Raw genomic sequence first — 15,231 nt, 5'->3', positions numbered from 1 at the left:
GAGGAGCGGGCCTTACTTTCAGTCAGCTGTCAGCTGTGGAGGCAGAGCGTCAGCTCTGGCCGCCCGCCAGCTTCTCGCGCAGCGCAGCCAGGGCCTCGTCCGACGCCAGGGCGCCGGAGTTGTCGTCCGACTCCGAGGAGTACGAGCCGCCACCGGTCGGCGCGGCAGCCGGAGCGGCCTGGCCACCCTCGGCAGCAGCGGCCTCGTCGGCCTCGCGGGACTTGATGACCTGAGCCTGGTGCTGCTCGAAGCGGGTCTGCGCCTCGGCGTACTGGGTCTCCCACGCCTCGCGCTGGGTCTCGAAGCCCGCCAGCCAGTCGTTGGTCTCCGGGTCGAAGCCCTCGGGGTAGATGTAGTTCCCCTGGTCGTCGTACGACGCGGCCATGCCGTACAGCGTCGGGTCGAACTCGACCGAGGCCGGGTCGGCACCGAAGGACTCGTTGGCCTGCTTCAGCGAGAGGCTGATGCGACGACGCTCGAGGTCGATGTCGATGACCTTGACGAAGATCTCGTCGTTGACCTGGACGACCTGCTCCGGGATCTCCACGTGGCGCTCGGCCAGCTCGGAGATGTGGACCAGACCCTCGATGCCCTCGTCGACGCGCACGAACGCACCGAACGGAACGAGCTTGGTGACCTTACCGGGAACAACCTGCCCGATCTGGTGGGTCCGGGCGAACTGCTGCCACGGGTCTTCCTGCGTCGCCTTGAGCGACAGGGAGACGCGCTCGCGGTCCATGTCGACGTCGAGAACCTCGACGGTGACTTCCTGACCGACCTCGACAACCTCGGAGGGGTGGTCGATGTGCTTCCAGGAGAGCTCGGAGACGTGGACGAGGCCGTCGACGCCACCCAGGTCCACGAAGGCACCGAAGTTGACGATCGAGGAGACGACGCCGGAGCGGACCTGACCCTTCTGCAGGGTGGTGAGGAACGTCTGGCGGACCTCGGACTGGGTCTGCTCGAGCCAGGCACGGCGGGACAGGACCACGTTGTTGCGGTTCTTGTCCAGCTCGATGATCTTCGCCTCGAGCTCCTTGCCCACGTAGGGCTGGAGGTCGCGGACACGGCGCATCTCGACGAGAGATGCCGGCAGGAAGCCACGGAGGCCGATGTCGAGGATGAGACCACCCTTGACGACCTCGATGACCGTACCGGTGACGATGCCGTCCTCTTCCTTGATCTTCTCGATGGTGCCCCAGGCGCGCTCGTACTGGGCACGCTTCTTCGAGAGGATCAGGCGGCCTTCCTTGTCCTCCTTCTGGAGAACAAGGGCCTCGATCTCGTCGCCGACCTTGACGACCTCGTTCGGGTCGACGTCGTGCTTGATCGAGAGCTCGCGGCTCGGGATGACACCTTCGGTCTTGTAACCGATGTCGAGCAGGACCTCGTCCCGGTCGACCTTCACGATGACGCCGTCGACGATGTCGCCGTCGTTGAAGTACTTGATCGTCTCGTCGATCGCGGCGAGGAAGGCTTCCTCGTTACCGATGTCGTTGACCGCAACCTGCGGGGTGGTGGCGGTGGTCTCGGTGCTGCTCGTCATGTGGGAAAGGGCTCCGGTACGGACAGTGAGTCGTAGGTACTGCTACGCCGAGAGCCCGTATCGCAGCTGCAGAAGCCGGACAGCCTAGGAAGCGCCGCCCATGAAAAGGGGGCGCCTCGTGAACCGAGGGGACATACATACAGATGCGAGCGCGGCCTGCTCTGTCTGAAGCGCGCAGGCCCGCAGCGCAACTTGTAGCATACGGGGGCAGCCGGACAGGGTCAATGCGCGAAGGCGCACACCCGGGGCGGAACGCCCCATACCCGGCACCAATAATGTTTGCCGAGGCCAAACCGGCCACCATTGGCCGCGCTGAACGCAAACTACAACGACGGTGACGATGTTCCAAGATTTCGAGCCGGAAGCTACCCGACGTATTGCCGGGGACGCGGAGAGCAGCCGAGCCAGCCGTGGCTGGTGGGACCGCAACGCCGATGAGTACCAGACCGAACACGGTGCGTTCCTCGGTGACGACCGCTTTGTCTGGGGGCCCGAGGGGCTCGACGAGGCGGACGCCGGGCTGCTGGGTCCTGCCCCATCGCTCAAGGGGCTCGACGTCCTGGAGATCGGCGCGGGCGCGGCGCAATGCTCCCGCTGGCTGGCCGCGCAGGGCGCTCGCCCGGTGGCGCTGGACCTCTCCCACCGTCAGCTCCAGCACGCGCTCCGGATCGGCGACGACGTCCCGCTGGTCGAGGCCGACGCGGGAGCGCTGCCTTTCCGGGACGGCTCCTTCGACATCGCTTGCTCCGCGTACGGGGCGGTGCCCTTCGTCGCCGACCCGGTGCAGGTGTTCCGTGAGGTACGGCGCGTCCTGCGGCCGGGCGGACGGTGGGTCTTCTCCGTCACGCACCCGATCCGGTGGGCGTTCCCCGACGAGCCGGGGCCCGAGGGTCTGTCGGTGGCGGCCTCGTACTTCGACCGCACTCCTTATGTCGAACAGGACGAGCAGGGGCGCGCCGTATATGTGGAGCACCACCGGACGATCGGCGACCGGGTGCGGGACGTGGTGGCGGGCGGTTTCCGGCTGGTGGATCTGGTCGAGCCGGAGTGGCCCGACTGGAACAGCCAGGAGTGGGGCGGCTGGTCCCCGCTGCGCGGGCATCTGATCCCGGGGACGGCGATCTTCGTCTGCGAGCGGGACTGAGGACAGGACCGGCGCATCCTGGGCGGCTTCGGCCTCAGGACTCTTGCGAGACTGGGGCTGTGATCCGCGACGACGCCCTCGGGGGCCTTCCCGTACGCAGCGCAGTACCCGCGCTGATGCGTGCTCTCGACGAGCACGGGTGCGCGGTGCTGTGCGCGCCGCCGGGGACCGGCAAGACGACGCTCGTACCGCTGGTGCTGTCCGGTCTGGTCGGCGGCGGTCCGCTGCGGCGCGTGGTGGTCGCCGAGCCGCGGCGGATCGCGGCGCGGGCGGCGGCCAGGCGGATGGCGTGGCTGCTCGGCGAGAGCGTCGGCGGGAAGGTCGGTTTCACCGTGCGCGGCGAGCGCACGGTGTCGGCGCAGACGGTCGTCGAGGTGGTCACCACCGGAGTGCTCCTGCAGCGGCTGCAGCGCGACCAGGAGCTGGCCGGGGTCGATGTGGTGGTCCTCGACGAGTGCCACGAGCGGCATCTGGACGCGGACACGGTGGCCGCCTTCGTTCTGGACGTACGGGCCGCGCTGCGGCCCGAGCTGCGGCTGGTGGCGGCCTCGGCGACCACCGACGCCGAGGGCTGGGCGCGGCTGCTCGGCGATGCGCCCGTGGTGGCGGCCGAGGGTGTCGCGCATCCGGTGGAGGTGGTGTGGGCACCTCCCGCGCGCCCGGTGCGGCCGCCGCACGGGATGCGGGTCGATCCGGCGCTGCTCAGCCATGTGGCCGCCACGGTGCGGCGCGCGCTGGCCGAGCGCGCGGGTGATGTGCTGTGTTTTCTGCCCGGCGTCGGTGAAATCGGCCGGGTGGCCGGGCAGTTGAACGATGTCGGTGCCGAGGTGCTTCAGGTGCACGGCCGGGCGCCTGCCGCGGTGCAGGACGCCGTGCTGTCCGGCGGCCCCGGCCGCCGGGTCGTGCTCGCTACGTCGGTGGCCGAGTCCTCGCTGACCGTGCCGGGTGTACGGGTCGTGGTGGACTCGGGTCTGGCGCGGGAGCCGCGCACCGATCATGCGCGGGGTCTGAGCGCGCTGACGACGGTACGGGCCGCGCAGGCCGCCGCCCGCCAGCGCGCGGGCCGGGCCGGCCGCGAAGCCCCCGGCGCCGTGTACCGCTGCTGGTCCGAGGCGGAGGATGCGCGGCTGCCGCGGTTCCCCAACCCGGAGATCAAGGTCGCGGATCTGGCGGCGTTCGCCCTGCAGGCCGCCTGCTGGGGCGACCCGTCGGCCGCGGGACTGGCGCTGCTCGACGCGCCCCCGGCCGGTGCGCTGGCCGCGGCGCGCTCGGTCCTCTCCGCGATCGGCGCGGTGGACGCGACGGGCCGGGCGACCGAACGCGGCGTACGAATGGCACGGTTGGGCCTGCATCCGCGGCTGGCGCGGGCGCTGCTGGACGGCGCGCAGGAGGTGGGCGCACGGCGGGCCGCGGAGGTGGTGGCCCTGCTCAGCGAGGAGCCGCCGCGGGAGTACGGCGACGATCTGGCAGCGGCGTGGCGCTCGGCCCGGCGGGGCGGTGACGGGTACGCGGGGCGGTGGCGGACGGAGTCGGGGCGGCTGGCGTCGTCGCTGTCGTCTGTTCCCCAGGACCCCGGCCACGCCCACACCGCCGACGACGCCGTCGCCGGGCTCGTCGCCGCCCTCGCCTTCCCCGAGCGGGTCGCCGCAGCCCGCGGCGAAGGGGCCTTCCTCATGGCCTCCGGGACCGGCGCGGAGCTCGGCGCCGGGTCGCGGTTGCGCAGCGCGCCCTGGCTGGCCGTCGCCGTCGCGGACCGGCCAGCACACGCCGCCTCCGCGCGGGTGCGGCTCGCCGCCGTCATCGACGAGGAGACCGCGCGTACGGCCGCCGCGCATCTGCTCGGCCAGGGCGACGAGGTGCACTGGGAGAACGGCGATGTCGTCGCCCGGCAGGTGGAGCGGCTGGGCGCCGTCGAGCTCTCCGTACGCGCCCTCAAGGACCCCGACCCCACTCTTGTACGGGACGCCCTGCTCGAAGGGCTTCGGCGCGATGGGCTCGGGTTGTTGCGCTGGACGCGCGAGGCGGAAGGTCTGCGCGAGCGGCTCGCCTTTCTCCACCGGGAGCTGGGCGCGCCCTGGCCCGATGTGTCGGACGCGGCGCTGCTCGACCGTACCGAGGAGTGGCTGGAACCCGAGCTGTCCCGCGCCCGGCGGCGGGCCGATCTCGGGCGCATCCCGGCCGGCCAGGCGCTGCAGCGGCTGCTGCCGTGGGCGAGCGGCGAAGCGGCCCGTCTCGACGAACTGGCGCCGGAACGGATCGAGGTGCCGAGCGGCTCCCGGATCCGCGTCGAGTACGGCGGGACGCAGCCCGTCCTGGCGGTGAAGCTCCAAGAGCTGTTCGGCCTGCGCGAGACGCCCACGGTCTCCGGCGTGCCGGTGCTCGTCCATCTGCTCTCCCCCGCCGGGCGGCCCGCGGCCGTCACCGCGGACCTGGCGTCCTTCTGGCAGGACGGATACCGGTCCGTACGGGCGGAGCTGCGCGGCCGCTACCCCAAGCACCCCTGGCCTGAGGACCCTTCGACCGCCGAGCCCACCCGGCACACCAAGGCGCGTGCCGACCGGGGCGACGACCCGGTCAGGCGCTGACGGGCTCGGGTTCACGCTCCGCGGCGGGTGCCTGTGGCCGACGGCTGCGGGCCTCCAGCCACAGCGAGCCGGCGAGCAGGCCCGTGCCGAGGAGCAGGAAGCCCCACGGCAGATATGACGTCATCAGCAGCACCAGCTGCCGCTGGGACGTGACCAGATCGACGGTGTAGTCGATGTAGTCCGGGCGCATCTTCACATGGCCCGCGAAGGCGGTGACCTTGTCCCGGCCGCCCAGGAGCGAGCCGCCGCGCAGCTCCTCCTTGTGGATCTCCTCGCCGTTGACGGGTGCGCCGGTGACCGGGTCGACCCAGAACATCCGCTTGGTGGTGTACCAGCGTGTCGTGCCGGTCTGCTTCTCCAGCGTCGTCGCGTCGACCCCGGGGATGGGCATCTTCTTCGGGTACGGCACCTTGGTCCACGGGATCGTCTGCTCGAAGTAGTAGACGTCGAGCCCGCGGAACTTCTGCGTCCCCTTGTAGTGGATGGGCGCCGACGTACGGGCCTGGGCGTCGAAGTACTGGTAGTCCCGCTTCTGGGTGAGGAACGGCCACTTGAACTCGATGCCCTCGCGCCGTACCGCGTCGCCGTCCACCGTCTCGCCGGTCGCGTGCACGGGCGCCTGGCTGTGGGCGTCGAAGATGTATCGCTCGGGGATCTGGGAGACCATCTTGCCGTCGGGACCCTGGACGTAGGAGAGCGAGTCCCACACGACGACGTCGCGGCCCGCGCTGCGCTCGATCTTCTCGGACTCCTCCACATTGCCCTTGAGCGTCTGCACGATGGTGACCTTCTCTACCTGCTTCGCCTCCAGGGAGCCGTAGTCGAGAAGGGTCGCGGGCTTCGCCTCCAGGACCATCTCCTGATACTGGCTGGGCGGGATCTTCGCGAGGCGCGGGAATGCGTACCAGCGCAGCAGCGGCGCGAGTGCGGCGAAGAAGACGGCGAGGGCGAGGAGTACGAGGCTCGCGCGGCGGCGCATGGGGGTGGCCCTCCTACTTCTTGGGGCCGGGGACGGTGGTCAGCAGCGGCTTGGGCGATGTCTCGCCGGGTGGCGCGCCGATGGCCGTGATGGTGAGGACGAGGGCGAGTGCGGCGGCCAGCCCGATGGCGGCGGCGACGAGGGCACGCATGCTCGGCCTCCCGGGGCTCGGATCCAGCCGGATCTGATACGGCGTCAGGGCGGGGGCACCGTAGCAATGGAGCCGTGAGATGAGAACACGTTGCACCGCCCCTCTGCCGACGAGCGGCAAAGGGGCGGTGCGGGAATCGCCTGTACGCGTCAGGCGGCCGGGGCGGCGACCTTCAGCTCGATGGTGATGGTCGCGCCGCCCTCGGTGGTGAGGCGGAGCAGGAAGGTGCCGGTCTGGTCGTCCGCGAAGATCTTCGGGAGCTTCAGCACGCCGTTGGCATCTGTCTTCAGATCCGTGAGCGTGCGGATCGTCTTGCCTTCGGCATCTTTGAAGTACGGACCCTTGTCGTTGACGGCCGGGTCGTCCGCGGACTTGATCATGGTGGCGGTGACCGCGACACCCGGGGCAATGGCGCCCTTGTACGTGGCCTTGACCTCGACGACGTCCGCGAACTCCGTGCCGGGGGCGGCCGTCAGGACCTTGTCGTCGGTCCGGGCGACCGCGTCGGCGGCGCGGGCGGTGACTGTCGCTGCGAGGCTGACGGGAGGCAGCGTGCGGTTGACCAGAACCACCGTGGCCCGGACCGTGAAGGCGCCGGCCTTCTCGCCTGCCTGGAGAGCGGGCGCGGTGACCGTTCCGTCCGCGCCGGTGTTCAGGACGACGCTCGCCTTCCCGCCGGTGAAGCGGGCCTCGGTGTCGCCGACGATCTCGAACCGGACGGGCTGCTGCGCGACGGTCCGTCCGGCGGCGTTCTTCACACGCACGGTGGCGTGCGCGGTGAACTCGTGGCCGGCCATGGCGGTCAGCTCGCCGGTGCCCGCGTTCTCGATGCTGCTGACGGGGGACGGCGTCGGAGTGGGCGTGGGTGTGGGTGTGGGTGTCGGCTTGGGGGTGGGGCTCGGGGTGGGCTTGATGGTGCCGTCGGGCTTCGGCGTACTGGGCTTGGGGTCCGGAGTACCGGTGCCCGGCGTGGGGGTGGGCGTGTGGCTCGGCACGGACTCGGAGCTGTCGGGTCCCTCGGTGATCGGCAGCACGCCGCTGCCGTCCGGGACCTCGTGCGTGCCGCGCTTGTAGTACTCGAACCAGGACAGGACCGTACGCAGATACTCCTGCGAGTGGTTGTAGCCGAGGATCGCCCGGTCCAGCTCGGACTTGACCGCCAGGTCACGGCCGTCGGCGCAGAGATAGCGTCCGGCGGCGAGTGCGGCGTCGTAGATGTTGTTGGGGTCCCTGCGGCCGTCGCCGTTCGCGTCCTGGCCCCACTTCTCCCAGGTGGAGGGGATGAACTGCATCGGCCCGACCGCGCGGTCGTGCACCGAATCGCCGTCGTACGCGCCGTGGTCGGTGTCCGAGATGTTGGCGAAGCCGACGCCGTTGAGGACCGGGCCGAGGATCGGGGAGAGTGTGGTGCCGTTGGCGTCGACACGGCCGCCGCGCGCCTGACCGGACTCCACCTTGCCGATCGCGGCGAGCAGTTGCCAGGGGACGTGGCAGCCGGGGTCCGAACCCGCGATGGTCCGCTCGGCCTGCTTGTACGCCGCGAGGACGGAGGCCGGAATGCCCGATTCGGTAGGTCCGTTCGCGGGCAGTTCTATGGAAGTGCCCGGTTTGTTGGGGGTGTTCAGCGGCGGCAGGTCCGTGTAGTACGGGGAGTTGCCGGTGACCGGGGTACCGGGCGGCGGGGTGGCGTCGGAAGCGCCCTGACTGTCGCCCGTGATGGCCTGCGTGATGCCGGGCGCCTGTGAGGCGGAGAGTGCGGCGACAGCAGCCGCGGCTACCGCGGTGGTGGTCGCTCCCCTGCGCAGTCGGCGGCCGAAATGCGCTGCCATACGTCTGTTCCCTCCCCGTAGGCGACTGCCCGCGCTCCCCAGCGCGGGACTCAGGCGACCCTACGGCAACTCGGGGGCACGGGACACCGGCCCCTGACCGGATTTCACCAGTTCGCCACCTCCTGGTTGCCGCAGCGGAGTTCAAACCCGAACTTCGAACGTCACGCATACTGAACGTCATTGATCGACAGAGATCAGGGGTTCAAGGGTCCCGAGGGTTCGAACGGTTCCGAGGATTCCGGCGATTCCGGCGATTCCGAGGGTCCCAGGGGGCGACCACCAGGGGGCACGACCATGCCATTCACGCTGAGCCATGCCGCTGCGGTGCTGCCGGGCATCCGCCGGGACGGGTCCGCGCGCGGACCGCTGCTGGCATCGGTGCTCGTGATGGGCTCGTTCTCGCCGGACATGACGTACTTCGCGGCCACGGCCGTTCCGGGGGCGATGGAGTTCGGGAATGTCACCCACGCCCCGCTCGGGCTGCTGACCGTCGATGTGGCCATCACGGCCGCGCTGCTGGCGGTGTGGCTGATGGTGCGCGAGCCGTTGGTGGCTCTGGTGCCCGCCCGTTGGCAGGGGCGTGTCCACGCCTTCCTGCGCGGGCGGGGGCAGCCCGCGGGCGGACGCGGGGCGCTGGTGCTGCGCTTCTATGTCTCGGCGGTTGTCGGCGCGGGCACGCACATCGTCTGGGACTCCTTCACCCACCACGACCGATGGGGTACGCGGGTACTGCCGGTCCTGAACGAGAAGGTGGCCGGGCTCCCCCTTCATAGCTACGCCCAGTACGGCACTTCGGCGCTTGCCCTGGTGGCGCTGGTGTGGTTCGTGGCGTCGGCACTCCGGCTCCGGCCCGCGGCCGAGACGCCGGCCGCCCCGCCCGCCCCGACGCCCGCACCGACGCTTGACGGGCGGGGGCGGTGGCTGGCGGGGATGCTGCTGGGGTTGTGCGTGCTGCTCGGCGTCGTACAGCGGTGTGCGCGCTGGTACACGTACTACGGGCGGGTGGACTCGCCCCTCGACATCATCCCGACCGCATGCTTCGGCGCGGGCGCGGGCCTCGCGGTGGGACTTCTGCTGTACGGGGTGGTCATGCGCTTGCGGGAGCACGCGATACGGGTCTGAGGCGGGGGGCCGGCCGGGCCGAAGCATGCGGCGCCTTCCCGGTCCGGGGCTTCGCCCCGGACCCTCCCCCCACGCCGCAGGGCGTAGGGGGAGCCCCGACGGGAGCCGGGCGCGGGCTCCGCGGTCAGTGCGCCGCGGACTCCCAGTCCCCGCCCGCACCCACCGAGACATCCAGCGGTGCGCGCAGCTCAACCGCGCCCGCCATCTCGCGGCGGACGATTTCCTCCGCCGTCTCCCGCTCGCCGGGCGCAATCTCCAGCACGATTTCGTCGTGGACCTGCAGCAGTATCCGGGACTTGAGCTTCGCCTCCGTCAGCGCCCGGTCCACGTTCAGCATCGCGATCTTGACGATGTCCGCCGCCGTGCCCTGGATCGGGGCGTTCAGAGCCATCCGCTCGGCGGCCTCGCGGCGCTGACGGTTGTCGCTGTTGAGATCGGGGAGATAGCGGCGACGGCCCAGCATCGTCTCCGTGTAGCCGGTGGCGCGGGCCTCGTCCACGACGCGGCGCAGATAGTCGCGCACGCCGCCGAACCGTTCGAAGTACGTGTCCATCAGGGCCCGCGCCTCGCCCGCCTCGATGTTCAGCTGCTGCGAGAGGCCGAACGCCGAGAGGCCGTACGCAAGTCCGTACGACATGGCCTTGATCTTGCGGCGCATCTCCGCGTCGACCTTGGACCGCTCCACCGAGAACACCTGGGAGGCGACGGTGGTGTGCAGGTCCTCGCCGGACGTGAACGCCTCGAGCAGGCCCTCGTCCTCCGACAGATGGGCCATCACCCGCAGCTCGATCTGGCTGTAGTCCGCCGTCATCAGCGACTCGAAGCCCTCGCCGACGACAAAGCCATGACGGATCGCGCGGCCCTCGTCCGTGCGCACCGGCACATTCTGCAGGTTCGGGTCGGTGGAGGAGAGCCGGCCGGTCGCCGCCACGATCTGGCTGAAGCTGGTGTGGATACGGCCGTCGGCCGCGATCGTCTTGATCAGGCCCTCGACCGTGGAGCGCAGCCGGGCCTGCTCACGGTGGCGCAGCATGATGACCGGCAGCTCGTGCTCGGTCTGCGCGGCGAGCCACGCCAGCGCGTCCGCGTCCGTGGTGTAACCGGTCTTGGTCTTCTTGGTCTTGGGCAGATTCAGCTCGCCGAAGAAGACCTCCTGCAGCTGCTTTGGCGAGCCCAGGTTGAACTCGTGCCCGACGGCTGCGTGCGCCTCCTTCACCGCCTGCTGCACGGCACCCGCGAACTGCTGCTCCATGGCCTCCAGATGGGCGCGGTCCGCGGCGATGCCGTGCCGCTCCATCCGGGCCAGCAGCTCGGAGGTGGGCAGTTCGACCTCGTGCAGCAGGTCGGCCGCGCCGACCTCGATCAGCCGCGCGGTGAACGCATCGCCGAGGTCGAGAACCGCGCGCGCCTGCGCCATCAGGGCGTCGGCCTCGGCCTGTTCGTCCGCGCCGAAGGCGAGCTGCCCGTCGGCGGCGGCCGGGGCGAGCTCACGGCCGAGATATTCGACGGAGAGCGCGTCCAGCGCGAAGGAGCGGCGGCCCGGCTTGACCAGATAGGCGGCGAGCGCGGTGTCCATGGTGACGCCGTCGACGCTCCAGCCGTGCTCGGGGAAGACCCGCATCGCGCCCTTGGCGTTGTGCATGACCTTCGGCCGGTCGGGGTCGGCGATCCAGTCGGCGAAGGCCCGCTCGTCGGCCTCGTTCAGCTGGGTGGTGTCGAACCAGGCGGCGGGTCCCGTGGCCGTGGCGAGCGCGATCTCGGCGACGCTGCCGGTGCCCGGATCCCGCCCGTCTTCCGCCACCACCCCTCCAACGAGGCGCTTCGCGCCACCCGCCTTAATCGTGTCGACGGTGGCCACGCCGAGCGGCTGACCGCCGTGCTCCTTGAGCCAGGGGGCGAGCTCACCGGTGCCGAGCACCGTGCCGTCCAGCTCGACGCCGGCGGCGGGAGCCGGGGCCTCTTCCGCCTCGGCGCCCGGGTCTACCGCGAGGAGCCGCTCGCGCAGGCTCGGGTTGCGGATCTCCAGCACCTCCAGGAACCCCTTCAGCGCGGTCCTGTCGTACGCAAGGCGCTCCAGGTCGGCGACGGCCTTCGGCAGCTCCACGTCCCGCACCAGCTCTGTGAGGTGGCGGTTGAGCTTGACGGATTCCAGGTGGTCGCGAAGCGCCTGCCCGACCTTGCCCTTGACCTCGTCGGCGCGCTCCACCAGCTCCGCGAACGAACCGAACTGGCTGATCCACTTCGTGGCGGTCTTCTCGCCGACGCCCGGGATGCCCGGCAGGTTGTCCGACGGGTCGCCGCGCAGGGCCGCGAAGTCCGGGTACTGCTGGGGGGTGAGTCCGTACTTCTCCTGGACCTTCTCCGGCGTGAAGCGGGTGAGCTCGGAGACGCCCTTGGTGGGGTAGAGCACGGTGGTGTGCTCGCTGACCAGCTGGAAGGAGTCCCGGTCGCCGGTGACGATCAGCACCTCGAAGCCGGCGGCCTCGGCCTGCGTGGCGAGGGTGGCGATGATGTCGTCCGCCTCGAAGCCGTCCACCGCGAACCGCACGGCGTTCATGGTGTCGAGCAGCTCGCCGATCAGCTCGACCTGGCCCTTGAACTCGTCCGGGGTCTTGGAGCGGTTCGCCTTGTACTCGGGGAAGTCCTGTGAGCGCCACGTCTTGCGGGACACGTCGAACGCCACCGCGAAGTGCGTGGGCGACTCGTCGCGCAGCGTGTTCGCCAGCATCGACGCGAAGCCGTAGATGGCGTTGGTCGGCTGGCCCGTCGCGGTCGTGAAATTCTCCGCGGGCAGCGCGAAGAACGCCCGGTACGCCAGGGAATGCCCGTCCATGAGGAGCAGGCGCGGTCGGTTGTCTGCGGTCTTCTTCGATGCTGTCTCAGCCACGTCCCCGATCCTGCCACGTACCACTGACATTCCCGACCGTGGCAGGATCAGGGGTCGCACCGCACACGCAGGCTCAAGGGAGAGCGCGATGGCCACCAAGCCGCCCACCGGTGACCCGGTCCAGGACGCACCGCAGGTCGCCGCCCCGCATCATGCGGCCGCCGGTCTGGCCGCCATCGGGCACACACTCCGTATCGCCCAGCAGCAGATGGGTGTGCGCCGTACCGCGCAGACCCTCCTCAAGGTCAACCAGAAGGACGGCTTCGACTGTCCGGGATGTGCCTGGCCGGAGGAGGACAAGCGGCATACGGCGGAGTTCTGCGAGAACGGCGCGAAGGCGGTGGCCGAGGAGGCGACGCTGCGCCGCGTCACACCCGACTTCTTCGCCGCGCACTCCCTGGCCGATCTCGCCTCACGCAGTGGGTACTGGCTGGGGCAGCAGGGACGTATCACGCAGCCGATGTATCTCCCCGAAGGGGCTGACCGGTACGAGGCGGTGACCTGGGAACGGGCCTTCGCGATCATCGCCGAGGAGCTGACGGCGCTGGCATCCCCCGACGAGGCGCTCTTCTACACCTCGGGCCGCACCAGCAACGAAGCCGCCTTCCTGCTCCAGCTCTTCGCCCGCGAATTCGGCACCAACAATCTCCCCGACTGCTCCAACATGTGCCACGAGTCCTCCGGCTCGGCGCTCACCGAGACGATCGGCATCGGCAAGGGCAGCGTCTCGCTGGAGGATCTCCACCAGGCGGACCTGATCATCGTCGCCGGGCAGAACCCCGGCACCAACCACCCCCGGATGCTCAGCGCCCTGGAGAAGGCCAAGAACGCGGGCGCGAAGATCATTTCGGTGAATCCGCTGCCCGAGGCCGGCCTGGAGCGGTTCAAGAATCCGCAGACCCCGCAGGGCATGATCAAGGGGACGGCTCTCACCGATCTCTTCCTGCAGATCCGCATCGGTGGCGACCAGGCCCTGTTCCGGCTGCTGAACAAGCTGATCCTCGAGACGGACGGGGCCCTCGACGAGGAGTTCATCCGCGAACACACCCACGGCTACGAGGAGTTCGTCGCCGCGGCCGCGGCCGCCGACTGGGACGAGACGCTGGCTGCGACCGGCCTTCAGCGCGCCGAGATCGAGCGGGCGCTCGCCATGGTTCTGGCCTCCAAGCGCACCATCGTCTGCTGGGCGATGGGCCTGACCCAGCACAAGCACGCGGTGCCGACCATCCGCGAGGTGGTCAACCTCCTTCTGCTGCGCGGCAACATAGGCCGCCCCGGCGCCGGCGTCTGCCCGGTGCGCGGACACTCCAATGTCCAGGGCGACCGCACCATGGGCATCTTCGAGCGGCCCGCTCCGGCCTTCCTGGACGCCCTGGAGAAGGAGTTCGGCTTCGCGCCGCCGCGCCACCACGGCTTCGACGTCGTACGTTCCATCCAGGCGCTGCGTGACGGCGAGGCGAAGGTCTTCTTCGCGATGGGCGGCAACTTCGTGGGCGCGACGCCCGACACCGAGGTCACCGAGGCGGCGATGCGCCGGGCCCGGCTCACCGTCCATGTGTCGACCAAGCTGAACCGCTCGCATGCGGTCACCGGCGCGCGGGCACTGATCCTGCCCACCCTCGGCCGGACGGACAAGGACGTCCAGGCGGGCGGCAGGCAGGTGGTGACGGTCGAGGACTCGATGGGCAAGGTGCACGCCTCGCGCGGCAATCTGCCCCCGGCGAGCCCTCATCTGCTCTCCGAGCCGGCCATCGTGACCCGGATGGCGCGTGCGGTGCTCGGTCCCGCGTCGACGACGCCCTGGGAGGACTTCGAGAAGGACTACGGGACGATCCGCGACCGCATCGCGCGCGTGGTGCCCGGTTTCGAGGACTTCAACGCGAAGATCGCCCGCCCCGACGGCTTCACGCTCCCGCATGCCCCGCGCGACGAGCGCCGCTTCCCCACAGCCACCGGGAAGGCGAATTTCACTGCCGCGCCGGTGGAGTTCCCCGAGGTCCCGGCGGGCCGGCTGCTGCTGCAGACGCTGCGCTCGCACGACCAGTACAACACCACGATCTACGGCCTCGACGACCGCTACCGCGGTATCAAGGGCGGCCGCCGGGTCGTCCTGGTGAACCCCGAGGACGCCCGGGAGCTGGGCCTTGCGGACGGCTCGTACACCGATCTGGTCAGCGAGTGGAAGGACGGCGTGGAGCGGCGGGCGCCCGGCTTCCGAGTGGTGCACTACCCCACCGCGCGTGGCTGCGCGGCCGCGTACTACCCGGAGACCAATGTGCTGGTGCCGCTGGACTCCACCGCCGACGTCAGCAACACCCCGGCGAGCAAGTCCGTGGTGGTGCGGTTCGAGCACGGGCAGTGAGGGGCCGCGGGGAATGGGGACACCCCGCTAAGCGTTCGCTCAGGCATCTGATAAGACGGTGCACACAGCACGCAAGGTACTGAGATCGGAGCCGGGCCCCATGGGCGAGCAGAGAACCGTGAAGTTCCCGCAAGAGGTCATCGACGAATACGCCGCGCTCGGGGTCGACCTGCCCGCGCTCTTCTCCGCGGGGACGCTGGGCGACCGTATGGGCGTGGAGATCACCGAGGCCTCGGCGGAACGCGTCGTCGGCACGATGCCGGTCGCGGGCAACACCCAGCCGTACGGACTGCTGCACGGCGGCGCGTCCGCCGTGCTCGCCGAGACGCTCGGCTCTGTCGGCTCGATGCTGCACGGCGGTAGCACCAAGATCGCCGTCGGCGTGGACCTCAACTGCACGCACCACCGTGGCGTCCGCTCGGGCCTGGTCACCGGCGTGGCGAGTCCGGTGCATCGCGGCCGCTCCACGGCGACGTACGAGATCGTGATCACCGATGAGCAGGACAAGCGGGTCTGCACGGCCAGGCTGACCTGTCTGCTGCGGGATGCGAATCTGGGCGGCACGACGGGCTGACCGGCACTGCGGTCCGGCGTCGCACACCGGCACCGGACCGCAAATCCGTGCC

The 15,231-nt window shown here is 70.4% G+C and carries 10 protein-coding genes; 5 read left to right on the top strand and 5 right to left on the bottom strand.

Features of this window, described 5'->3' with window-relative positions:
* Positions 1-49: 49 nt before the first annotated feature.
* On the bottom strand, positions 50-1,546 hold the full coding sequence (gene rpsA / locus OG729_RS29930; RefSeq protein WP_360873916.1) for a 30S ribosomal protein S1: 1,497 nt from the start codon (positions 1,544-1,546) through the stop codon (positions 50-52).
* 340 nt (positions 1,547-1,886) lie between these two features.
* Between rpsA and OG729_RS29925 the strand changes: the two genes are divergently transcribed.
* Together OG729_RS29925 and hrpB are read left to right on the top strand one after the other, a co-directional pair.
* On the top strand, positions 1,887-2,690 hold the full coding sequence (locus OG729_RS29925) for a class I SAM-dependent methyltransferase (RefSeq protein WP_405811335.1): 804 nt from the start codon (positions 1,887-1,889) through the stop codon (positions 2,688-2,690).
* Positions 2,691-2,749: 59 nt separating this feature from the next.
* Positions 2,750-5,275, top strand: coding sequence for an ATP-dependent helicase HrpB (gene hrpB, locus OG729_RS29920; protein WP_405808975.1), 2,526 nt, complete (start codon positions 2,750-2,752; stop codon positions 5,273-5,275).
* On the opposite strand, the gene OG729_RS29915 is transcribed toward hrpB, so the two are convergent.
* The 3 genes from OG729_RS29915 to OG729_RS29905 all read right to left on the bottom strand — a co-directional run bounded on the left by OG729_RS29915 (position 5,265) and on the right by OG729_RS29905 (position 8,234).
* Entirely contained in the window at positions 5,265-6,254 is a 990-nt protein-coding gene (locus OG729_RS29915) for a DUF3068 domain-containing protein (protein WP_405808973.1), read from the bottom strand. The two genes, hrpB and OG729_RS29915, sit on opposite strands and share 11 nt — an antisense overlap.
* A 13-nt stretch (positions 6,255-6,267) precedes the next feature.
* The gene (locus tag OG729_RS29910) at positions 6,268-6,405 is read right to left on the bottom strand and encodes an SPW_0924 family protein (protein ID WP_360873925.1); all 138 of its coding nucleotides are present in this window, start codon (positions 6,403-6,405) and stop codon (positions 6,268-6,270) included.
* A 149-nt stretch (positions 6,406-6,554) separates the two neighbouring features.
* The gene (locus OG729_RS29905) at positions 6,555-8,234 is read right to left on the bottom strand and encodes a lytic murein transglycosylase (RefSeq protein ID WP_405808971.1); all 1,680 of its coding nucleotides are present in this window, start codon (positions 8,232-8,234) and stop codon (positions 6,555-6,557) included.
* A gap of 294 nt (positions 8,235-8,528) precedes the next feature.
* Between OG729_RS29905 and OG729_RS29900 the strand changes: the two genes are divergently transcribed.
* A complete protein-coding gene (locus OG729_RS29900) occupies positions 8,529-9,356 on the top strand; it encodes a DUF4184 family protein (protein WP_405808969.1) in 828 nt (275 codons plus the stop codon).
* Positions 9,357-9,480: 124 nt separating this feature from the next.
* Here OG729_RS29900 and polA read toward each other — a convergent pair whose 3' ends face one another.
* Positions 9,481-12,189: a DNA polymerase I gene (polA, locus tag OG729_RS29895; protein ID WP_405811333.1), complete on the bottom strand. Its 2,709-nt coding sequence runs from the start codon at positions 12,187-12,189 to the stop codon at positions 9,481-9,483.
* 142 nt (positions 12,190-12,331) lie between these two features.
* Here polA and OG729_RS29890 point away from each other — a divergent pair, with 142 nt between their 5' ends.
* Together OG729_RS29890 and OG729_RS29885 are read left to right on the top strand one after the other, a co-directional pair.
* Positions 12,332-14,605: an FdhF/YdeP family oxidoreductase gene (locus tag OG729_RS29890; RefSeq protein WP_405808967.1), complete on the top strand. Its 2,274-nt coding sequence runs from the start codon at positions 12,332-12,334 to the stop codon at positions 14,603-14,605.
* Positions 14,606-14,705: 100 nt separating this feature from the next.
* The gene (locus tag OG729_RS29885) at positions 14,706-15,179 is read left to right on the top strand and encodes a PaaI family thioesterase (RefSeq protein ID WP_405808965.1); all 474 of its coding nucleotides are present in this window, start codon (positions 14,706-14,708) and stop codon (positions 15,177-15,179) included.
* Positions 15,180-15,231: the final 52 nt, after the last annotated feature.

The organism is Streptomyces sp. NBC_00210 (assembly GCF_045160975.1).
Lineage (GTDB): Bacteria > Actinomycetota > Actinomycetes > Streptomycetales > Streptomycetaceae > Streptomyces.
Note: the sequence above shows the minus strand (reverse complement) of the source record. Positions and strands in the feature narration are given on the sequence as shown.